The sequence below is a fragment of the Microvirga subterranea genome (assembly GCF_003350535.1).
Lineage (GTDB): Bacteria > Pseudomonadota > Alphaproteobacteria > Rhizobiales > Beijerinckiaceae > Microvirga > Microvirga subterranea.
The window spans coordinates 414,172-435,094 of the sequence record NZ_QQBB01000005.1 but is presented as its reverse complement, the minus strand read 5'-3'; the positions used below and the strand labels follow the sequence as shown (position 1 = coordinate 435,094).

The window sequence follows — 20,923 nt, the reverse complement described above, 5'->3', positions numbered from 1 at the left end:
TGCAGGTCGCGTTGTGCCGACCTATCGCCTCGGCACGGCCTTCCGTGACCTGTGACCGCTCCAAAAACGGTTATGGAGGAATGGTCATGGCCCATTTCCATGTGATCGCCGGCGCTGACGAGATCCCGGCCCATCCTGTCGTACGTAAAATCGGCCCCAGCGATCTCAAGGAAGCCCTCTCCCGGGGGTTCGACGATTTCTGGGCGATGCCCTCTCATCTGCTCTTTCTGGCGCTCATCTATCCCATCGCCGGCGCCTGCCTCGCGGCCCTGACCTTCACCAACAACGCCCTGCCCCTGCTCTATCCGCTGGCCTCCGGCTTCGCGCTGCTCGGCCCTCTGGCGGCAATCGGGCTGTACGAGATCAGCCGGCGGCGGGAGATGGGACTGGAGCCCACCTGGCAGGACGCCTTCGCGGTGCTGCGCTCTCCGTCGATCCCGTCGATCATCGCGCTCGGCGTCGTGCTGCTCGTGATCTTCTTCGCGTGGATGACCACGGCGCGTATGCTCTACGAATCCCTCTTCGGCTACGCGGCGCCGGACTCCTATACGCGCTTCGTCAACGAGGTGCTCACGACGCCTCAGGGGATGCGGCTCATCCTGCTAGGCAACATCCTCGGCTTTATCTTCGCCGCGGTGGTGCTGAGCATCAGCGTGATCTCCTTCCCGCTGCTCCTCGACCGGGACGTGGGCGCGGCCGTGGCCGTCACCACCTCGATCCGCGCCGTGGCGGCCAACCCCCTCACCATGGCGCTCTGGGGCGTGATCGTGGCCGGCGGCCTGCTCCTCGGCTCGCTGCCCCTGTTCGTCGGGCTCGCGGTGGTGATGCCGGTGCTCGGACACGCGACCTGGCACCTCTACCGGCACGTCGTCGAGCCGCCTCCCCCGCAAGAGGTCCTGCCGGCGAAGGAAACGCCAGTGCGGTCATAAGGACTGCCATCTGAATTGCCCGGGGCGGGGTCTCGATCAGGCTCCGGGCAGGAAGAACGTCATGCGCGAGAGAAGCGTGTAGTCGGACTCGAGCACCATGATGGCCACGAAGACGAGCACGGCCGCAACCGGCACCAGGATGGCGTAGACCAGCGCCAGCCGCTCCCACGCCATGTGCATGAACACGGCCACGATCAGCCCCGCCTTGAGCATCATGAACAGCAGGATCAGGGAGTAGCGCAGCCCGCCCTGAAGGTGAAAGTAATCCACCAGGTACGAGAAGGTGCTGAGCACGAAGAGCCAGCCCCAGACGACCAGATAGAGGCGGATCGGATGCTGCTGGCCCTGCGCATGCCCCGTCGCGTGTGCCGATGCGTCTGCCATGGCTTTCCTCACCAGAGATGCTTGCCTCACCAGAGATAGAAGAACGCGAAGATGAACACCCAGACCAGATCGACGAAGTGCCAGTAGAGGCCCATGATCTCGACCGCCTCGTAGCGCCCTCGCCGGCTGGTGAAGAATCCCTGCTGCCCCGTGTCGAAGTCGCCGCGCCAGACCTTGCGGGCGGTGATGAGCAGGAAGATCACCCCGAAGGTCACGTGGGTGCCGTGGAAGCCGGTGATCATGAAGAAGGACGAGCCGAACTGCGCCGCGCCCCACGGATTGCCCCAGGGCCTCACGCCCTCATGGATCAGCTTGGTCCATTCGAAGGCCTGCATACCCACGAAGGTGGCACCCAGCAGCGCCGTCACCAGCATCAGGATCGCGGTCTTCTTCCGGTCGCGGCGGTAGCCGAAGTTCACCGCCATCGCCATGGTGCCGCTGCTCGAGATGAGCACGAAGGTCATGATCGCGATGAGGATGAGCGGAAGGCTCGTGCCGCCGATGGTGAGCGCGAAGACCTCGCTCGGATTGGGCCAAGGCACGGTCGTCGACATGCGGGCCGTCATGTAGGCGATGAGGAAGCAGCTGAACACGAAGGTGTCGCTCAGGAGGAAGATCCACATCATCGCCTTGCCCCAGGAGACGTTCTTGAACGCCTTCTGGTCGGACGCGAAGTCGGCCGCGACGCCCCTGAGGCCAGGCTGCGGCGCATAGGGGTTGTCCACGCTCGTTCTCGTCAGTGCCGCTTCCGCCATGGGACGATCCCTCCTCAGGTCAGCAACCCGCGACAGACATCGATGACATTATCCGCCCAGCCGGTGAGAAGGTTCAGCAGAACCAGCCACACGAGGAGCAGGAAATGCCAGTAGGAGGCGCAGAGCTCCACGCCGAGCCGGATTCCGGCAGGCGCCTCGCCGCGCCAGGCATGGTCGGTCGTGCGCCCCAGGGCCACGAGGCCGCCCAGCATGTGCAGCCCGTGCAGCCCGGTCATTAGGTAGAAGAACGCGTTGGCCGGGTTGCCGGCAAGCAGGTATCCGCTCTCCTCGAGCTGCCGCCAGACCCAGAGCTGGCCGGCCAGGAAGGCGACCGCGAAGAAGCCTCCCGCCAGAAGGGAGATCCGCACCACGTCCTCGTCTCCGCGGCGTGTGGCCACGACGGCCCATTGCAGCGCGACACTGCTCATGACGAGCATCCCCGTATTGGGCCAGAGCAGCCGAGGCATCGGGACGGAACGCCAGTCGCTCATGCCCATGCGCATGGAATAGGCGCTGATGAACAGGGCGAAGAGCGCGCCGACGACGGCGAGGAAGACCCCGAGCCCGACCTTTGCAGCCGGGATCGCGAGCGCACCCGTTCCAGGCATTTCCCCCGCTAGCCCCTCCTCGAGCCAGGGCTTGGCGGAGATCCGCTGCTTGGCCAGCCACCAGCCGCCGAACGCCGCGAGTCCCGCCAGGAACAGGATGATACTCGTCATGAGACCGTCTCCAGGGACGGCCGCGCGACCGGAGGCTCGTTCTGCGGGATGAAGTCCCGCGCGGCGCCGGGCACGCTGTAATCGTAGGCCCAGCGATAGACGACCGGCTGCTCCTTGCCCCAGTTGCCGTGCGGCGGCGGGGTCTCGGGCGTCTGCCACTCCAGCGTCGTGGCGCGCCACGGATTGCCATCCGCCTTCCTGCCATGCCTCAGGCTCCAGAGCAGGTTGAACACGAAGACGAGTTGAACGGCTCCGACGGTCAGCGCCACGATGGTGATAAAGGCGTTCAACGTGTGGGCGGAGGACGGCACGAAGGCGATGTCGGACGAATCGTAGTAGCGGCGCGGCATCCCCATCAGCCCGAGATAGTGCATGGGGAAGAAGATCAGATAGGCGCCGAGGAACGTGACCCAGAAATGCAGCTTGCCCAGGGCGTCGTTCAGCATGCGCCCGGTCACCTTCGGGTACCAGTGGTAGATCGCCCCGAAGATCACCAGGATCGGGGCCACCCCCATCACCATGTGGAAATGCGCCACCACGAACATGGTGTCGGAGAGCGGCACGTCCACCACCACGTTGCCGAGGAAGAGCCCCGTGAGGCCGCCATTGACGAAGGTGACAATGAAGGCGAGCGCGAACAGCATCGGCACCGTGAGATGGATGTTGCCGCGCCAGAGGGTCAGGATCCAGTTGTAGACCTTGATGGCGGTCGGGATCGCGATGATGAGCGTCGTCGTGGCGAAGAAGAACCCGAAATAGGGGTTCATGCCGCTCACATACATGTGGTGCGCCCAGACCACGAAGCTCAGCGCCCCGATGGCGAGGAGCGCCCACACCATCATGCGATAGCCGAAGATGTTGCGCCGCGCATGGGTGCTGATGATATCCGACACGATGCCGAAGGCCGGCAGAGCCACAATGTAGACCTCCGGATGCCCGAAGAACCAGAACAGGTGCTGGAACAGCAGCGGCGAGCCGCCGCTGCGCTCCAGCGGCTGCCCCATCTCGACGATGGCCGGCACGAAGAAGCTGGTGCCGAGCGTCCGGTCGAACAGCATCATCACGCAGCCGACGAACAGGGCCGGAAAGGCCAGAAGGGCCATGAAGCTCGCCGTGAAGATGCCCCAGACCGTGAGCGGCATGCGCATCAGCGTCATGCCCCTCGTGCGCGCCTGCAGCACCGTGACCACGTAGTTGAGGCCGCCCATGGTGAAGCCGATGATGAAAATCATCAGCGACACGAGCATGAGGATGATGCCCCAGTCCTGTCCGCCGGGCGTGCCGGACGTGATGGCCTGCGGCGGATAGAGCGTCCAGCCTGCGCCGGTGGGACCGCCGGGCGCGAAGAAGCTCGCGACCAGCACGAGCACGGCCAGGAGGTAGAACCAGAAGCTCAGCATGTTGGCATAGGGAAACACCATGTCCCGCGCGCCGATCATGAGCGGGATGAGGTAGTTGCCGAAGCCGCCGAGGAAGAGCGCGGTCAGCACGTAGACCACCATCATCATGCCGTGCATGGTGATGAACTGGTAATAGGCGTTGGCATCGATGAAGGAGAACACGCCCGGGAAGCCGAGCTGGAGCCGCATCAGCCACGACAGCACGAGCGCGATCAGCCCGACGCTCAGGGCCGTAATGGAGTACTGGACCGCGATGACCTTCGCGTCCTGGCTGAAGACATATTTCGTCACCCAGCTGTGCGGGTGATAGAGCGACATGTCCTCCACGTCTGCCGGCGGAACGGCGCCGGCCGGTCCCAGCGGGACATCGACCATCGGCCTGACCCTCCTCGCCCCCTCCTGTCCTTTCGCCTGACGGTTGGATCCGTCAGTTCCCCGGCGCCGTCAGGCGCGCGAAGCTCCGGTGCGACTGCCCGTCGAGCCATGCCTGGTAATCTGCCTCCGTCTGCACCATCACAGTGCCGCGCATCTGCGGATGGCCGACGCCGCAGAGCTCCGCGCATAGGATCTCGAAGGTCCCGGTCCGGGTCGGCGTGAGCCAGAAATAGGAGACCTGCCCCGGCACCAGATCCATCTTGGCGCGGAACTCCGGCACGTAGAAATCGTGCAGCACGTCGATGGAGCGCAGCAGCGCCTTCACGGGCTTCCCGACCGGCAGGCGCAGCTCCGCGCCCTCGACGACGACGTCGTCCTGGCTTGCCGGATCGTCCTTGTTGATGCCGAGCGGATTGTCAGGCGTAACGTTGCGGGTGTCGGAGGAGCCGAGCTTCCCGTCGGGCCCGGGGAGACGGTAGCTCCACTGCCATTGCTGGCCCACGATCTCGATGTTGGTGGCGTCCTCCGGAACAGTGATGAAGTGATTCCAGACGAACAGCCCAGGCGTGAGCATGGCGATGACGCCCAATCCCGTCACGGATGTCAGCACCACCTCGAGCCGCGTGTTCTCAGGCTCGTAATGGGCCTGCCGGCCCGGCTGGTGGCGGAAGCGGTAGATGCAATAGGCGACGAACAGGACCACGGCCACGAAGACGACGCCGGTGATCCAGAAGGTGACGATGATGGTGTCGTCGATGTATTTCCAGTTCGAGGCGATCGGCGTCCACCACCAGGGGCTCAGGAGGTGAAACAGCACCGAGCCCAGTGCGATCAGAACCAAGGCGAGCGCGACAGCCATCCCATGTCATCCTTGCCTCTGGAGGTGGCGGATCAGGGTCCTTCAGGCGTTTCCGTCTCCTCTTCCGGTCTGCGGTCAGTCGGGCGGCGTCTCAGCCAGATCACGAGCGCCAGCGCCTGCCCTGCGGCAGCGTCCGTCACATTGCACGTCATGAGGGTGAAGAGGACTCCGGAGGAGCCATCCTTGTCGCCGCGACAGATCCTGAGAAGGCCGGCCATGACAGCGCCTCCTGCACCGGCCGCCTGACGACCGGCTTCGTCCGACACAGACCATGCGCTGAGGCCGCAGCCGTCTTTAGCCTGCAGCACGGCGCCGGATGATGATCCTCCCGGCCTGCCAAGTTGTCAATCAGCCGGTCCGCCGCAGGATTCGTGCCGCGCTCGGCCGCTTTCGGAACGGCTCCCGTCCATCCCGCGTTGACTTGTTTGGCAATGACGGAGGGCACCATGTGCTACGACAGACGGTCATTCGCATCCGACAGCCGCAAGGCGGCCGATATGGAGCAATCCAAGCGGAAAGAGACGAAACGAACGGAGACGGTCGAGACCCTGCTCCGCGACGCCCGTGAGGGCGCCACGAAGGAGAGCCCGGCCCCGGCTCCTTCGCGGGAAGCGGCGCCGGCCAAATAGCCCGCTGCAATTCCTGCCCGCATCCGGGTCATGATCGCGAAGCCCCGCCCCTGCGCGGGGCTTCTGCTCGAAGACGAGACGAATGCTCGACCAGGAGGAACCCAAATGAACGCCAGCCAGCACCGCTCCCCGCTTCATGCCTACCTGGCCGGCCAGGGATCCGACGGCCGCGGCCGAACCATCGAGGACGTCCTCGCCCTGCCCGACGAGGCGCTGGAGCGGATCCACGACTACATCCAATGGCTTTTCCCACTCCCGACCCGGAGCATGGCCCAGCCGGGTGCGCCGGTCCTCACCCCCGACGAGATCGCCTCCATCAGGGCGGACGAGCAGGCGATCGCCAATCTCCGGCGGGCCGCGGAACGGATGCGCCGGTTCTACGAACGCACCGATGACTGGCTGAGTCCGCACGACCACAACCACCTGCGCATCACCCGCATCCTCCAGAGCCTGAGGCTCCTGGCGGGAGAGAGCGATGCGAGGGTTTTCCACCAGGCCGTCATGATCCGCCAGCAAGCCTCAGGCTCCCCGGTCAACCGGCAGAGCCTTGCCTATTGGGAGCGGGCGGTGGGCGGGTGAATCCCAAGACGAGATGCCGAGCGCCCGAGAACGCCGGACGACCTTGATCCACCCCCACCCACGGGCAGCAGGGGCAGCTTCCCGATAGCCGCCCGGGCCCATCGGCGCGATGGAGTCAGATCAAGAATTGCGAGACGACGAAGTGGGTGTGGTCGAGCACGGTCCTGTTCTCGAAGATCGCAACCTCGAAAGCCGCGCGTCCGCCGTTCCCGTCGCTGTCGTAAAGCAAGCGACCGGTCTCCCGATCATAGATGATCCGGTCATCGGCATCCGCCGCCTGGGTACCGTAGCAGAAGGCTTCGGACGACAAGACTCCTACGTTCAGGGCTGTGGCTGCATTGCTTTGCACCAGAACGATCTCGTCCTGTGCCGCATCGAAGTCCTTGATGAGGTCGCTGTTGCCCGTGCCGAAGCGGTGGAACACAAATGTGTCCTCCCCCTCGCCTCCCCAGAGAGTATCGTTTCCGGCGCCGCCGATCAGGGTATCGTTGCCGCCCATGCCCCAGAACTCATCGTAGGAGATGCCGCCCTGCAACCGGTCTGCCCCTTCGGTTCCGTGAAGGCTCTCGGTCAGCACGTTACGGATGTTGATCTGGATCACCTGATCGGTGACTCCCTGGTGACCGTCGTCAGCCCGCACTTTGATCGAGAGTGTCGGCAGATGCTCGTAATCGATCTTCACCCCGTTTGCCACTTTGAGAACCGTGTGCCCATCCTCCTGAGCCAGCACAAACCGGCCGCCGGCGTCGTCCACGAGGCTGAAGGACACGGGATCGCGGTCGAGATCGGTTGCGGAGAGGCGTCCGATGGTCAAGCCGTTCGCCGCGCCCTCGTTCACGACCGTGTTGGACAGTGTCACGTTGGAAGGTGCGCGGTTCGACTGAACCGTGATGGTGAAGGTCTCGTGAACGAGAGTCATGAAGCGATCATAAACATACGCTTCAACTTGGTACGACTGCGCCTCGGCATCGTCTACGGTTTGCCCCTCTCTGAGCCGGAGCTCGTCGCCGACCAGGATAAACTTCTCATGATAGTCGATGCTATAGAGAAGCCGATCGCCGTTGGGATCGACTGCACTCAAGGTGCCGATCCGCGTGCCGCCGATGCCGCCCACGGTGCCGTCTCTAATGATCGAATTCGACAGGGTAAGACCCACCGGAGCGCCGTTGGAGCTCTCGTCGATGTCGTTGATCGTGATCGTGAACGTCTTGTCGAAGGTTTCGCCAGCCTGGTCCGTGGCACGGATAATCACGTTCACCGTTGGCTCGGTCTGGTGATCTATCACCGCCCCATCCCGCAGGGCCAGCTGATTTCCGTTTATGATATGGAACTTGCTCGGGACGCCGTCAGGTCCGGTGATGACCGAATAGGTCAGAGTATCGCCGCCATCCTGGTCGAAGCCCGCCACCAATCCGACGACTGTTCCCCATTCACTGAACTCATTCATGCTGTCGTTCGATAGTGCAAGGTCGTAGGGCGCGTGGTTCGGCTCCGGATCCGGCACATCGCCGACATGGATCTCAAAGACCTTCCGAAACGACGCCCCATCCTGATCCCTGACTTCGATCGTGACCTTGTGAGTCTCCTTATCCTCGCGGTTGAGGGTCGCCCCGGCTCTCAGCACGAGCTTGTTGCCGGAGATGGCGAACTTGGAATCCTGGTCCTCGACGATGAAGTAACGGAGGTCATCCAGCACGTCCGGATCCTGGGCGCTCAAAGTCCCGATCTCGGTGCCGGGCCTGCTGTTCTCCTCGATCTCGGTGTCGGACAGGTCGAGGGCCGTCGGGGCCCGGTTCGGCTCTGGCACATTCTTGACGTGGATCGTAAAAATTTGGGTCGTGTAGGCCCCGAAGCGGTCATAGGCCTTTACGGTGACCTCGTGCTGGTGCTGCGCCGTCGCCTCGTAGTCCAGCACCGCTCCCTCTCGGACGACCAAGGTTCCGTCGAGCACGTCGAATTTCTGGTCCGGATCGTCGACGATCGCGTAGTAGATCCGGTTGCCGTCCGAATCGGTTGCATTCAGCGCGCCGATAAATGTGCCGCCAGGACTGTTTTCATCGACCCAATCCTGCGAGATGGTTAGGCCCGTCGGGGCCGCATTGGGGCCGTCCGGGCCGTCGAGCACCGCTAAGGTAAAGGTTTTCTCGAAGAACGCTCCGGTGCGATCCGTGACCCGGAGCGTGACGTCGTGCGCGGGGTTCGGGATCTCGTAATTGATCGTCGCTCCGTCGCGCAGGACAAGGCGATTGCCCACGAGGGCGAATTTGGAATCGGGATCGCCCACGAGCGAATAGGTCAGAACATCGCCACCGTCCTGGTCGTAACCGGTCAGGAGAGCGATGGTCGTGCCGGCATCGATGTTCTCCTGGACGGTCGAGCTGGACAGCTTGAGGTTCGTGGGGGCGTGGTTCGGCTCCGGGTCCGGCACGTCGGTTACGGTGATCGTGAAGGTTTTGCGATATGTCTTGTTCCCATCGCTCACTTGGACGGTGACCTGATGGGTCTGCCCGGGCCTGTAGTCGAGCCCGGCTCCCTCGCGCACCTGCAGTTTGTTGCCGACGACCTCGAACTTTCGGTCTGGATCGTCGTACAGCGAGTATGTGAGCGCATCGCCGTCTTGGTCGGAACCCTCGAGGACGCCGATCAGCGTGCCGCCGGCGCTGTTCTCCTCCACCTTGTGGTCGCCCGAAAGCGTCAGTCCGTCCGGAGCATCGTTCAGGTCCGCGACCGTGATCCTGAACACCTTGTCGTAGGACAGGCCGCCCGTGGCCCTGTCGCTCGCACGGATCGTGATGTCGTAGAACGAGGCGCCCTCATGATCGAGGCCGGGCTTCGCGATGAGCTGCCTGCCCGAAATCCGGAACTGCGGCTGGCTGCCGACGATGGAATATTCGAAAGCCGTATCGTTGAGATCGGGATCGAAAGCCTGGAGATCGCCGACGACGACTTCGGCCGTATTGTTCTCGTCGAGAACGTGCGTTCCCGACAGCTCGATGTCGTAGGGCCTCTCGTTGGCGTCCGTCACCGTGAAGGTGAAGGTTTTGAGATAGCTCAGGTTCGTCTGGTCGGTGACACGAATCGTGACGTAGTGCGTCTGGCCCGTCTCGTAGTTGAGCGACACACCGTCCTTCAGCTTCAAGACGTTCGAGTTCAACGGGATCTCGAACTTGCCGGACTCGTCGTTCGTAATGGCATAGGTGAAGGTTGAGCCGGCATCCGGATCCGATCCGGCAAGCGTGCCGATCTGAGATCCAGCCGCAATGTCTTCCCTCAGGGTGGTGCTTCCGGTCAGGATGACGTCCGTCGGCGCGTTCTGCTGAGGCCGAGTAACATGGATGGTGAACGTCCGTTCGAACCAGAGGCCGCCGAGATCTGTAGTGCGCACGGTCACTTGATGAGACGGCTGATCAAAGTTGAGCGTCGCCCCATCCCGCAACCGCAGAACGTTCGTGCCGGTCGCAATGTAGAATTTTTGGTCCTGATCGCTGACGATCGTGTATTTCAGGCGGCTGACGTCAGTTGTTCCATCAGGGTCCGACCCTTGGAGAATGCCGATTTGCTGCAGCCCGGTCAGCGTCTCGGGAACGGTGTCGTTCGAGAGGATCAAACCGTTCGGTGTCTCGTTGACGTTGGTGACGACAATGTTGAAGGTCTTATCGAACGACGCATTGCCCCGGTCGGTCGTGCGGATCGTGACGGAGTGCTGCTTCTTGGTCTCGTAATCGAGGACGGCGCCTTCCTTGAGCCAAAGCTCCTTGCCCCTGATCTCGAACTTGCTGTCGGCATCGGCGAGGATCGTATAGAGGTGGTTGTTGTCTCCTACCCCCGCATCGTAGTCGCTGGTGCTGAGGAAACCTACCTTTCGGCCTCCCTGGCCTTCCGCGAGACTGGTCGGGCTGAGAGACATGGCAAACGGTGCATCGTTGGCGTCGAGGACATAGATCCAGACTATCTTTGTGAAGACGTTGCCAGACTCGTCCTTGGCCTGAACGGTGACCGAATGCTTCTTCTGAGCGCTCTCGAAGTTCAGAACGGCGCCAGGCCGCACCTGCAGCTCGTTCCCGACGATCTGGAACTTGTTGTCTAGGTCCGCAATTAGCGAATACTCGAACTCGGTGCTGTCTTCGTCCACTGCGGTCAGATAAGCGATGCGCGTGCCGCCCTCGCTGTTCTCGTAGACCGAGTCGGACGAGAAACGGATGTCGGTCGGCGCCTCCGGCACATTCTCCACATTGATGGTGAAGGCCTTGGTATAGGTCAGGCCGCCCTGATCAGTGACGGAGATCGTGACGGAGTGTGACGTCTTCCTCTCGGCGTCAAGAGTGGCGCCCGTTCTCAGCTTCAGCTGGTTGCCTTCAATGGCAAATTTAGAGTCCTGGTCGCTGACGATGGCGAAACTGAGCGTTTCTCCCGGTCCATCGGGGTCGCTGCCGGTAAGATCGCCGACGATCGTCTCGCCTTTTTCCTTGATCGACGTCTTCGACAGGGAGATTCCGTCCGGCCTTTCGTTTACATCGTTCACATAGACCGTCAGCGAGTCCGTGTAGGTCGCGTCATAGAGATCGCGCACGCGGATGGACACGGAATGAGCTGTGGCCGTCTCGGCATCGAGATGCGCCGTGGGCTTGAGGCGCAGCTCGTTTCCGTAGAGATAGAACTTGTCATCCGGATCGTCGACGATCTGATAGGCGAGGATGTCGCCTCCGTCCTGGTCGAACGCGCTCACAGTGCCGACCACCGCCCCGCCCCCGATGGTCTCGTCAGCCAGAACGTTGGTGCCTCCCGACAACCTCAACCACATCGGCGCATGATTGGTCGCCCGCTCGTCGACGACATCGTTCACATTGATCGTGAAGAAATTCTCGAAATAGAGCCCACCGGAATCCGTCACGCGGATCTTGACGGCATAGAACTGCTTCTCTTCGTAGTTGAGGGTCATTCCGGATTTCAGCCGCAACTGGGCTGTGCCGAAAAGCGACCAGAGTTCGAATTTCCCGCTGGGATCAAAGATCAAGTCGAAGGTCCAGGAGTCGTTGCCGTACATGCTCGTGCTGTCGATATCGACAACGCCGAGGTTCCCGATTACGGTGGAGGGGCCGCTGTTCTCAGCAATGCTTGTATTTGATAGGGTGATGCCTTCCGGCGCGTCGTTCCCCGGGTCGTCGACGTTGGTCATGTTGAGCGTGACGATTGTCTCGGCCGAACTCCCGTCCCGGTTCTGTCCCACAACCTTCACCCATATCTGATGGTTGTGTGCAGTCTCATAATCGAAGAGATTAGGATCCTTGACGATCAGGCTCCATACGGGGCCATATTCCGTCTCCTCCCTGAGAATATCGAAGGCTCCCGCCACGGAAGCAGCGCCGATGTAGAAGTCCCGGAAGAGCCGATCCTCAGGATCGTACACGCTCAGGGTGCCAAGCCTACTCGTGTGGATCGGCATTTCCGGGATCGTCGTGAGACCGTCGTACTCGATGATCATTCCGATACTTGCGGCCGAGATCGAAGCGCCAGACGGCTCCAGCCCCATGGCGCTCAGGCCGGCGGCGGCCCGCGCCGTCGTCTCGCTCTCCGCAAGGGCAGGATCGTCGAGACCGAAAGATGTCACGTCGTGAGACTCTGCCATGGCGCACTCCCGCGTGGCTCGAAGCCATCGACCCGGCATACGAGTCCCGGGCAAGCGCTATGGTGTATCAGGTCCAGAACTATCCGCAACTTAGTTACGTTGCGGAACGGCCGCGTCCATTTGGCCTAGGCTGAAAGTCATAGGCCAAATAAAAATTCCGAACTCCCGGCTTTTGGGCCGATTGAAGATTTCCACCGTGACGGGAACGGAGGCTGAGTTTCCAGCAGAATCGCTTCGTGACCGCCCTTCTTGATTGCAATTCTTGGGATTTACACATCTCAGGCGAGCAAATGTCAGCGCCTTCTTTCAGCTGAGGAATTATCGCCCCGAGGGCTGGGTGAGAGCCACCGCTTGTCGATCCGCAACGGGCGATTTGCAGAACTGCAACGTCGAGCAGGAATTCAACTCGACCACTGGGATCGTACGGCAGCGATTTACGATCCTTCTGAGGGTGCAATCCCCTCCTCCACCGCCGTCCACGCATGCGTGATCGTCGCCACCGCGCCGAGCATGATCGAGGCGGAGCAGTACTTTTCCTTGGAGAGCTGGATCGCCCGCTCCACCTTTGCCGGGGCGAGGTTGCGGCCGCTGACCTTGTAGTCGATGTGGATCTTCGTGAAGACCTTCGGGTCGGTCTCGGCGCGCTCGGCGGTCACGTCCACCTCGCAGTCGGTCACGTCCTCCCTGCCCTTGCGCAGGATTTGGACCACGTCGAAGGCGGTACAGCCGCCCAGCCCGATGAGCAGCATCTCCATGGGGCGGATGCCGAGATTGCGGCCGCCGTATTCGGGCGCACCGTCCATTACCACAGCATGGCCGCTTCCGGACTCGCCGACGAACATCATCCCGTCGACGTATTTCACCCGCGCCTTCATCCCGCCCTCCCTCATGACCTTCGGCCGCCACGCGGCCGCGCGTCGGCTTCAGGAGCACGATTCGGGCACGCCGGGAAGAGGCGGCCCGGCGTCAGGCGGTCGGGACGGTCTTGTAATAGGCGTCGACCTTCGCGACGTACTCGTCGTCCATGAAGGGGTCTTCGTCGGCGCCGTAGCGCGGCGCATCGGCGAGTCGGTCCTTGTCGATGTCGACCACGTAGCCGCCGAGCCGCGTGTCGTAGGTCAGGGCCCGCCACGGCAGCGGATGGTAGCTCTCGCCGATGCCGAGGAAGCCGCCGAAGCTCATCACCACATAGGCAACTTGGCCCGAGACCTTGTCGACCATGAAGTTGTAAACGGTCCCGAGCTGCTCGCCGGCGCGGTCGAACACCGGCGTGCCCTCGACCTTGCTCGACGCGATGAGGCGGCGGGTCTCGTCGATGGCGACGCCTTCGCCCGAGGGATCGAGCTCCATGGCTCCCGGCTCGCGAAGCGGTCTCTCGTTCGGCAATTGTGTCGGCATGTCTCACTCCTTGGAGGGGCAACGCTATGTGACCGCGCCTGTTCCGGCCAAGGTTCGGACGGGCTCGCTCCTGGAAGGGAAATCCGCCTCCGGGCCGAGAAAAAACACCTTGGAGGCATTTCAAAGAGGCCGATTTCGCCCCGATCTCAACCGTCTAGCGGCTGTTTTAGAACCGCTCTGATTTTCTCCTAAGCCCTTGATTGAAATAGCCTCTTCTGAATATCTGACCTCGCGGCACAGGGCGTGTTCCGTCTCGGAGCCATCGGCCGGCCATGCCCTTGCGACGGCGCCGCGCGGGACGGCAGGCGCGCCCCCCGCGGCAAAGACGGGCTGGGTCACAGAACAGGGAGAACGACGGGTCTCATGCGAGCTTCTCACCGAAACGCGGGCGTATTCCGCCGCTTCTCTCGCGGCCTCTTCGCGGTTTCCCTCCTGGTCGCCGGACCCGCCCTCGCGCAGGAGGCCGCCGCGCCGCAGCCGCTCCGCGTGGAGCTGAACCGCCTGGAGAGCAGCGGCGAGAACTGCCGCGCTTATTTCCTGATCGACAACCAGAAGGGGCGGGCCTGGCGCTCCCTCAAGCTCGACCTCTTCGCCCTCGACACGGATGGAGTCGCCGCCAAGCGCCTGGCGGTCGAGGTGGGTCCCGTGCCGGAGAAGAAGACCCTCATCAAGCTGTTCGATTTCACGGGCCTCGCCTGCCCGCGCCTGGGCCAGGTGCTCCTCAACGATGTGATGTCCTGCGAGGGCGCTGCCGATACCCGCGAGGCCTGCCTGTCCGCTATCGAGACGGCCTCGAAGGTCGCCACCGTCCCCTTTGCCAAGTGAGGCATCACCGATGAATGAGATCGCTCCCGCGGCCGCGCACGACATGTCGTTACTGGGTCTCTTCCTGCAGGCCGACCCCATCGTCAAAGGCGTCATGATCCTGCTCGTGCTGGCATCGCTCGGTTGCTGGACGATCATCGTCGACAAGCTCCTGCGCCTTGCGATCATTCGGCGGCAGGCGCGGGCCTTCGAGGCTACCGCCCGGTCCGGCGAGAGGCTGCATCCGCAGATGCCCGGGCCGACCGGCCGGATCGTGGGCGCCGGGCACGAGGCCTGGCGCGACCAGGATCCCTCCGAGACCCGCGCGGAGCGGCGCGAGCGCATCGAGCGCGCCATGCGGGCCGCGCTCGCGGTCGACATGCGCCGGCTTCAGCCGGGCCTTCCGTTCCTCGCCACGATCGGATCGGCAGCGCCGTTCATCGGCCTCTTCGGCACCGTGTGGGGCATCATGAACTCGTTCTCGGCCATCGCGAAGAGCCAGGACACCAGCCTCTCGGTCGTGGCGCCCGGCATCGCCGAGGCGCTGTTCGCCACCGCAATCGGTCTCGTGGCGGCCATTCCGGCCGTCATCGCCTACAACAAGCTGACCACCGATCTCGGCCGCGTGCAGCAATCCTTCGTGGCCGGAATCACGGCGCTCGGCGACCGTCTTGCACGCGATCGCAAGCCCCACATCCGCGCGGAGGCCGCCGAATAATGGGCATGGGTCCGATCCGCACGGGCGAGCCGGACGACGAGTTCGGCGCGGCGCCGCTTTCCGAGATCAACGTCACGCCGCTGGTGGACGTGATGCTGGTGCTGCTCATCATCTTCATGGTGGCGGCTCCCCTCATGACCGTCGGCGTGCCGGTGCAGCTGCCGAAGACGGCCGCCCCGAAGGTCACACAGCCCAAGCAGCCGATCGTCGTCAGCATCGACGGGAGCGGCCAGTCCTTCCTCGACAAGGAGCCGCTGTCCGAGGACGCGATCGTGCCGCGCCTCAAGGAGCTGGCCACGCAGGATCCGACCCAGGTCGTGCTCGTGCGCGGCGACCGGAGCGTCCCCTACGGCCGCGTCATCGAGATCATGGGCCAGGTCAGCGCCGCCGGCTTCGGCAAGGTATCCCTGATCGCGCAGGCCCCGAGCGGCGCACCGGCCCGATAGCGTTCTTCCATGCTGAACGCGATCCGTCATCCCGATGCCGAGAAGGAGCACGCCCGTTTGGGCGCCGCTTTCCTGGTTGCGCTCGCCCTGCACGTGGGCGCCCTGGCGGCGGTCGCTTTCTGGCCTTCGCGGGAGGACCGGAGCCCGCCTGGCGAGCAGGAGATCACGATCGATCTTGCGCCGGCAATGGAGCAGGCCGAGGCGGTTGCCGCCGCCGCGGTCTCGGCGCCTGCCGAGGTTCTGGCCGAGGCCGAGGAGGCCGAGCCGCCGGAGCTGGTCGTGACCGAGAGGACGCCTCCCGAAGAGGCGACCGAGATCCTCGAGGCGGAGCCTCTGGAATCCGTCGCGCCCGTCGCGGACGCCGAGACGGCGGAGGCGGTCCCGGTCGATGCCGTGCCGGCGGAAGCCCCTGTCGCTGCCGAGCCCGAGGTGGTGGCCGCCCTGCCCCCTCCCCGGGAGACGGTCATCGCGAAGGAGCTGGAGGCAAAGCCCGCACCCAAGCCCGTGCCCCCGCCTGCCGCGCCCAAGAAGCCGCCTCCGAAGCCGCGCCCGGTTCCGCGCGAGGCCGTGGCGGAACGGCGCTCCGCACCGTCCGTTCCGCGGGAGGGCCAAGCCTCCTCGTCGCGGGAGAACACCGGCGGCGCGGCGGCCGCGGCGGACCCGAACGCCTTCAACCGCTATGCCGCCCAGCTAGCGGCGGCCCTGCGCGGCCGCCTCCGCTATCCGGAAGCGGCGCGGTCACAGGGGCTGACCGGCGTCACGACCGTCCGGTTTACCATGCAGCGCTCGGGCCGGATCCTCAGCGCCACCGTCGTGCGCAGCGCCGGCCACGGCCTCCTGGACGAGGCTGCGCTGGCGGCCGCTGCGCCGGGGAACAGCCTGCCTGCGGCCCCGGATGCGGTGCCGCAGCAGCAACTCACCTTCGTGGTGCCGCTCCGCTTCAACCTCCGCTGAGGACAAGTCCCCGCCTGTCCGCCGGCTTGGCCGTCTGCGATCTGCGGAGAGCTCCGGAAAATCGAGTCGCCCTCCCGCTTGGGGAGTCATGATTTCCTTCTCATCCACTCCCATTTTCGGCCTGACCAGAACCGAAAACGGGATTGACCCTTGAACCCTGACAGCCTAATTACTGCGCCACCGGAGACGTGGCCGAGCGGCTGAAGGCACTCGTTTGCTAAATGAGCATACCCCAAAAGGGTATCGAGGGTTCGAATCCCTCCGTCTCCGCCATTTCCCTTTCCTGAACGATCACGACCTCGCCTTGCGCCGGCACCGCTGAACGGGTTCACGGCAGCCAGGGCTCGGGGAGCGCTGCTCCGAGCATTCCGAGCTCACTCTCCCGCGCCTGAACGTCGTCGCACGTGAACAAGACCTCGCTCCTGTCGTTGTCAGGCTAGACGCGGCGAGGAAGGTTGGATCCGATGGCGAGAGTTTCAGGGATCGTGACTGCAGGAATTGCACTCATGGGGATCCTGTCGCCCTGGTCAGCACGTGCCGCGGCTGCGGAGCCGGATGGTCCGGCCGCGCTCTTGAGCCTTTGCCTGGCAACCCTGCCGGAAACGACGCCGGGACAGGTATGGACGTCCTGGAGCCTGTCCCCGGTGATCGTGCTCCCCTTGGCTCTTTTCGGCATCCTTTACATGCGGGGGATCAGGGAGAAAGGGGCTGACGGTCGACCGGCCGTCGCCCGTCAAGTTCAATTCGCGGCCGGCATGGCCTGCCTGATCCTGGCGCTGGTATCGCCGCTCTGCCGCATGGCCGCTACCCTTGCCTGGGCGCACATGGTCCAGCACGTCCTGCTCGTGGCCGGAGCCCCGCTGCTGCTGGCGCTGAGCCGGCCGGGAGATGCGCTGCGCCAGGGTCTGCCAGGGCTGCTGCGGGCACGGATCGAGGCCCTGCCCCCCGGATCGCCTGTCGTCCGCAGCCATGCCTATCTCTTGGCCGGGTTCCTGCTCTACGGCGCCAACATCTGGCTCTGGCACATCCCCGCGCTCTACCAGGGAGCGCTGCTGAATACCGGCCTTCACGTCCTGATGTATGCGGTCCTGCTGGCCGCCAGCCTGCTGTTCTGGCACGGCATCATCGAGACGTACAGGATGCCGGGAGCGGGATCCGGCCTGGCTGCGGCGCTCCTCTTCTTCACGTTCCTGCATACCGCCCTGCTCGGGGTCCTGCTCGCCCTGTCGCCGTATGTCTGGTACCCCCTGTTGGCAGAGCGGGGCGCGGCATGGGGGCTGTCTGCCCTGGACGACCAGCGTCTCGCGGGCCTGATCATGTGGATCCCCATGGGCGGCGTCTACTTCGCGGCCGCGCTTGCGATCCTGGCGAAACTGATCGCCGGATCGGGCCGGGCTGCCCGGACCAGCCCGGCGCCGGTGCAGGCGCGGTGAACGGCCGGTTCAGGCCTATCCTCGATCGGGCGGCCTGAGGGCCCAAGCCGCCGGTCGTTGCACGACGGAGGCATCACACCCGGCCGCCCGCGCCGAGCAGGCGCATGGCGTTGGCCGTCACCAGGACGGTCGCTCCGGTATCGGCGAGGATGGCCGGCCAGAGGCCGGTGATGCCCAGGATGGTCGTGACCAGGAACACCGCCTTGAGGCCAAGCGCGATGGCGATGTTCTGACGGATGTTGGCCATGGTGTCCCGCGACAGGCGCACCATGCGGGCGATGTCGAGCACGCGTCCGTGCAGGACCGCCGCGTCGGCGGTCTCCAGGGCCACGTCCGTGCCGCCGCCCATGGCGATGCCGACATCCGCCGCCGCCAGTCCCGGGGCGTCGTTGATTCCGTCGCCAATCTTGGCCACAACGTGACCGTTGGCCTGGAGCTCGCGGACGATGGCCTGCTTGTCCTGCGGCAGGAGATCGGCCCGGGGCTCGATGCCGAGCCCCGCCGCAATGGCGGTGGCCGTGCGCAGGTTGTCGCCGGTGACCATGAGCGTGTCGATGCCGGCCTTCTTCAGGGCCTCGAGCCCCTCCCTGGCGTCGGGGCGCGGCTCGTCCCGCATGGCAATGACCCCGGCGACCCGATCTCCCGCGAGCAGCACCGAGACGGACTTGCCCTCGTCGTTCAGCCCGGTGATTAGCGCCGTCTGTTCCGACGTGAGCGCCACCTGCTCAGCCGCGGCCTTAGGCGAGCCGAGGAAGAGCGGCACCCCGCCGACGCTGCCGGTGACGCCCTTGCCGCCGACGGCGCCGGCATTCGCGGCTGGAGGAACCGGAACGCCGGCTTCCGCCGCTCTCGCCAGGATCGCCGTGGCGAGCGGATGGCTCGATCCCGTCTCAAGAGCGGCCGCCAGGGACAGAACCTCGCGCTCCGTGCGGGCGACCGGGACGATGTCCGTCACCTTCGGCCTGCCTTCGGTCAGGGTGCCCGTCTTATCGAGGGCCGCCATGGTGATCGTGCCCAGCGTCTCCAGCACGGCGCCGCCCTTCATGAGAAGGCCGCGGCGCGCGCCCGCCGCCAGGCCGGCGGCGATCGCCGCCGGCGTCGAAATCACGAGGGCGCAGGGGCAGCCGATCAGCAGGATGGCCAGGCCTTTGTAGATCCACTCGCTCCAGGCTGCGCCCAGCAGCGGCGGCACGACGGCGACGAGTGCGCCGACGACGAGGACGGCAGGCGTGTAATAGCGGGAGAAGCGATCGATGAAGCGCTCGGTCGGGGCCTTGCTCTCCTGCGCCTCCTCCACGAGGCGCACGATGCGCGCGATGGTGTTGTCCTGCGCGGCTGCCGTGACGCGCACGCGCAACGCCCCCTCGCCGTTGATGGTGCCGGCGAAGATGGGATCGTCCACGCCTTTGCGCTTCGGCGTGCTTTCGCCGGTGACCGGTGCCTCGTCGACGGCGCTCTCGCCGGAGACGATCTCGCCGTCGGCAGGCACGCGGTCGCCGGGGCGGACCAGGATGATGGATCCGACCGCGAGGGTTTCGGCCTGAACCTCCTCGACCCTGCCGTCGCGCTCCAGCTGCGCGGTCTTGGGCACGAGCTTGGTCAATCCCTGGATGCTCGCACGGGCGCGGCCGGCGGCGACGCCCTCGAGCAGTTCGCCCACCAGGAACAGGAAGACCACCATTGCGGCCTCCTCGGTGGCGCCGATGATCACCGCGCCGACGGCCGCGATGGTCATCAGCATCTCGATGGAGAAGGGCGTGCCGAAACGGGCCGCGACGAGTGCGCGCCGGGCGATGGGCACGAGGCCGACCGCCATGGCGAGGACGAAGGCCCAGTGCCCGGTCTGCGGCAGGAGCTGGCCAACGATGTAGGCTGCCACGAGCGCAAGGCCGCAGGCGATGGTCAGGAGGCCGCGCGGGCTCTTCCACCAGGGGCCGTCGCCCGGTCCATGATCGTGCAGGTGCCCGTGCAGGCCGGCGGAGGCCACGGCATCGTGACCGTGGTTGTGCTCATGGTCGTGGGCGTGCCCTACGTGGTCATGGTCGTGATCGCAGCCGGGGCCGTGCCCATCGTCGTGGTCGTGATCGGCCTTCTCGGACGCTCCTGCGTCTGCCGGCCCTTGTCCCGTCACCTTGTATCCGAGCGTCGCGATCCTCTTGGCTAGCATGGCAGGTGCGACCGTGCCGTCGTGGGCGACGGTGATCGTCCCGGCCGCAACCGAAACGCCCACCTCGGCCACGCCTGGCACGCGCCGCAGGGCATTGTCGATCTTGGTCGCGCAGGAGGCGCAATCCATGCCGGAAACCCGAAAGCGGGTGTGTTGCCCGTTCAGAGCGCCGGCCTCGGCAGTCTCCTCAGAAGTGCCGGGCAGGTTGCACGCCTCACACATCGCAAAAACCTCTTCACATCGATTCGTGCAGACCCTACATCCTCCAGTGACTAGAGGTTCAAGAGGTTTCTTCGATGGCCCTGACGATCGGCGAGTTGTCGCGACAGGCACAGGTGAAGGTGCCGACGATCCGGTACTACGAGCAGATCGGCCTGTTGTCGGAGCCGGTCCGGACGGAGGGCCAGCAGAGACGCTACGGGCCCGAAGACGTCCGCCGGCTCAACTTCATCCGCCATGCCCGCGAACTCGGGTTCGAGGTCGACGCCATCCGGCAGCTCCTGGACCTTGCGAGCGCGCCGGACCGCGCATGCGGCGAAGTGCATGACATCACCATAGCCCATCTGGACGAGGTGAAGAGCAAGATCGCCCGCCTGACCGCCCTGCGCGACGAGCTCGAAGCCATGGTCGGCTGCGATCACCGCCGGATTTCCGAATGCCGGATCATCGAGGTTCTGGCCGACCACGGGCAGTGCCGGCACGCCGAGCACTGACCGGCGCGGACCGGGAGGACACCGGCGCCTCAGGG

19 protein-coding genes and 1 tRNA gene are annotated in these 20,923 nt (G+C 64.8%); 10 read left to right on the top strand and 10 right to left on the bottom strand.

All coding sequences use genetic code 11. The annotated features are described in order from the left end of the window. Nucleotides 1–86 precede the first annotated feature (86 nt). A complete protein-coding gene (locus DES45_RS15335; RefSeq protein ID WP_114770874.1) occupies nt 87–929 on the top strand; it encodes a DUF2189 domain-containing protein in 843 nt (280 codons plus the stop codon). A gap of 36 nt (nt 930–965) precedes the next feature. Here the strand turns inward: DES45_RS15335 and DES45_RS15330 are convergent, their stop codons facing one another. Genes DES45_RS15330 through DES45_RS15305 form a run of 6 tightly spaced genes read right to left on the bottom strand, consistent with a single transcriptional unit; the run spans nt 966 to nt 5,639 of the window. Continuing rightward, a complete protein-coding gene (locus tag DES45_RS15330; RefSeq protein WP_114770873.1) occupies nt 966–1,313 on the bottom strand; it encodes a cytochrome C oxidase subunit IV family protein in 348 nt (115 codons plus the stop codon). Nucleotides 1,314–1,339: 26 nt separating this feature from the next. Next, nucleotides 1,340–2,068 (bottom strand): heme-copper oxidase subunit III family protein, encoded by a 729-nt coding sequence (locus DES45_RS15325; RefSeq protein WP_114770872.1) that lies wholly within the window; start codon nt 2,066–2,068, stop codon nt 1,340–1,342. A 14-nt stretch (nt 2,069–2,082) separates the two neighbouring features. Beyond that, complete coding sequence (locus DES45_RS15320; protein WP_114770871.1) at nt 2,083–2,787, bottom strand: cytochrome c oxidase subunit 3; 705 nt, start codon at nt 2,785–2,787, stop codon at nt 2,083–2,085. Beyond that, nucleotides 2,784–4,562, bottom strand: a complete 1,779-nt coding sequence (gene ctaD, locus DES45_RS15315; RefSeq protein ID WP_114770870.1) for a cytochrome c oxidase subunit I — start codon at nt 4,560–4,562, stop codon at nt 2,784–2,786. The genes DES45_RS15320 and ctaD overlap by 4 nt, the downstream gene beginning before the upstream one ends. A 52-nt stretch (nt 4,563–4,614) precedes the next feature. After that, nucleotides 4,615–5,421, bottom strand: a complete 807-nt coding sequence (locus DES45_RS15310; RefSeq protein ID WP_114770869.1) for a cytochrome c oxidase subunit II — start codon at nt 5,419–5,421, stop codon at nt 4,615–4,617. 32 nt (nt 5,422–5,453) lie between these two features. After that, nucleotides 5,454–5,639: a hypothetical protein gene (locus DES45_RS15305; protein WP_114770868.1), complete on the bottom strand. Its 186-nt coding sequence runs from the start codon at nt 5,637–5,639 to the stop codon at nt 5,454–5,456. A gap of 228 nt (nt 5,640–5,867) precedes the next feature. Here DES45_RS15305 and DES45_RS15300 point away from each other — a divergent pair, with 228 nt between their 5' ends. Next, nucleotides 5,868–6,050 (top strand): hypothetical protein, encoded by a 183-nt coding sequence (locus tag DES45_RS15300; protein ID WP_147282417.1) that lies wholly within the window; start codon nt 5,868–5,870, stop codon nt 6,048–6,050. Between the two features lie 105 nt (nt 6,051–6,155). Continuing rightward, nucleotides 6,156–6,629 carry an opioid growth factor receptor-related protein gene (locus tag DES45_RS15295; RefSeq protein WP_114770866.1) on the top strand — a complete coding sequence of 158 codons (474 nt, stop codon included), beginning with the start codon at nt 6,156–6,158 and terminating at the stop codon, nt 6,627–6,629. Nucleotides 6,630–6,744: 115 nt separating this feature from the next. On the opposite strand, the gene DES45_RS15290 is transcribed toward DES45_RS15295, so the two are convergent. The 3 genes from DES45_RS15290 to DES45_RS15280 all read right to left on the bottom strand — a co-directional run bounded on the left by DES45_RS15290 (nt 6,745) and on the right by DES45_RS15280 (nt 13,653). Next, a complete protein-coding gene (locus DES45_RS15290) occupies nt 6,745–12,255 on the bottom strand; it encodes a cadherin domain-containing protein (protein ID WP_170151521.1) in 5,511 nt (1,836 codons plus the stop codon). A 434-nt stretch (nt 12,256–12,689) separates the two neighbouring features. Beyond that, entirely contained in the window at nt 12,690–13,130 is a 441-nt protein-coding gene (locus DES45_RS15285; protein ID WP_114770864.1) for an OsmC family protein, read from the bottom strand. Nucleotides 13,131–13,221: 91 nt separating this feature from the next. Continuing rightward, nucleotides 13,222–13,653 (bottom strand): PRC-barrel domain-containing protein, encoded by a 432-nt coding sequence (locus DES45_RS15280; protein WP_114770863.1) that lies wholly within the window; start codon nt 13,651–13,653, stop codon nt 13,222–13,224. 363 nt (nt 13,654–14,016) lie between these two features. Between DES45_RS15280 and DES45_RS15275 the strand changes: the two genes are divergently transcribed. From DES45_RS15275 to DES45_RS15250, 6 genes are all read left to right on the top strand, one after another. Continuing rightward, nucleotides 14,017–14,478 carry a Tat pathway signal protein gene (locus DES45_RS15275; RefSeq protein WP_114770862.1) on the top strand — a complete coding sequence of 154 codons (462 nt, stop codon included), beginning with the start codon at nt 14,017–14,019 and terminating at the stop codon, nt 14,476–14,478. Nucleotides 14,479–14,488: 10 nt separating this feature from the next. Further along, nucleotides 14,489–15,175 (top strand): MotA/TolQ/ExbB proton channel family protein, encoded by a 687-nt coding sequence (locus DES45_RS15270; protein ID WP_114770861.1) that lies wholly within the window; start codon nt 14,489–14,491, stop codon nt 15,173–15,175. Further along, on the top strand, nt 15,175–15,621 hold the full coding sequence (gene tolR / locus DES45_RS15265) for a protein TolR (RefSeq protein ID WP_114770860.1): 447 nt from the start codon (nt 15,175–15,177) through the stop codon (nt 15,619–15,621). Before DES45_RS15270 ends, tolR begins: the two co-directional genes overlap by 1 nt. A 9-nt stretch (nt 15,622–15,630) precedes the next feature. Further along, nucleotides 15,631–16,575: a TonB family protein gene (locus DES45_RS26080; RefSeq protein ID WP_114770859.1), complete on the top strand. Its 945-nt coding sequence runs from the start codon at nt 15,631–15,633 to the stop codon at nt 16,573–16,575. Nucleotides 16,576–16,757: 182 nt separating this feature from the next. Continuing rightward, nucleotides 16,758–16,848: transfer RNA gene (locus DES45_RS15255), tRNA-Ser, on the top strand. Nucleotides 16,849–17,039: 191 nt separating this feature from the next. Then, nucleotides 17,040–18,008 carry a cytochrome c oxidase assembly protein gene (locus DES45_RS15250; protein WP_114770858.1) on the top strand — a complete coding sequence of 323 codons (969 nt, stop codon included), beginning with the start codon at nt 17,040–17,042 and terminating at the stop codon, nt 18,006–18,008. Between the two features lie 73 nt (nt 18,009–18,081). Here DES45_RS15250 and DES45_RS15245 read toward each other — a convergent pair whose 3' ends face one another. Then, entirely contained in the window at nt 18,082–20,397 is a 2,316-nt protein-coding gene (locus DES45_RS15245; protein ID WP_114770857.1) for a heavy metal translocating P-type ATPase, read from the bottom strand. A gap of 74 nt (nt 20,398–20,471) precedes the next feature. On the opposite strand from DES45_RS15245, the gene DES45_RS15240 reads away from it, so the two are divergent. Then, nucleotides 20,472–20,888, top strand: a complete 417-nt coding sequence (locus DES45_RS15240; protein ID WP_114770856.1) for a MerR family transcriptional regulator — start codon at nt 20,472–20,474, stop codon at nt 20,886–20,888. Nucleotides 20,889–20,923 lie beyond the last annotated feature (35 nt).